The 676-nt window shown below is 50.1% G+C and carries 1 protein-coding gene; it reads right to left on the minus strand.

Going from position 1 to position 676, the window contains the following annotated elements; translation table 11 throughout:
- A partial coding sequence (locus ACTHUR_RS14595) for a glycosyltransferase (protein WP_440399304.1) occupies nt 1–643 on the minus strand: 643 nt, incomplete at its 3' end.
- Nucleotides 644–676 lie beyond the last annotated feature (33 nt).

Genomic DNA, 676 nt, shown 5'->3' on the forward strand with positions numbered 1-676 from the left:
CTGCAACGTTGAGGCGTACAGGCATACCGCGGTCAACCATTTTCTTCAAAATATCCAACATCAGATGCACGGCGCGGACGGTGTCCAAACGGGAAAGCGTGCCCAGTTGGACATAGTCTTTGACTGTTTTTTCAGGAACGAAATCTACTTTGTGCAGGGCATTGTAGGTGTAGGTGATGCGGTTGGCAGGGAAACCGTAACGGATGAGTTTTTCACGTTCGTGTTTGCAGTTGCCGATGATGTACACGCCCAGCTTGTCGAAAAGCTTGGCAATTTTCGGATAAGTTTCCGGATTAAGGCCGCGCGCGTGGTAGAACACTTTGGTTTTCGGCGAGGCAAACTTGGCCGCAATGGCACAGGCCGGAACGATACGCGCCATTTGGCAGTGAATCACATCGGGCTTCTCTTTTTTCAGCAGTTTCATATAGGCAAACATGCCTTTGACGTAACCCAAAAGACCACCTTGGTAAAAATCAATCGGCTGCCAACGGATGCCCAATGCTTGCGCTTCCTGAATCAAAGGGCCGTCTGAAGAGGCCAATACGATATCGTGTCCGCGTTGTTTGAGCAGGCGACCGAGGCGGAAAGTGGCATTTTCAGTGCCACCGAGGCCAGACATGGAGGTAGTCAGGGTGATTTTCATGATATTCCCTTTGTTTTAGATGGGGTATAGCTA

The organism is Neisseria sp. P0021.S007, assembly GCF_051956855.1.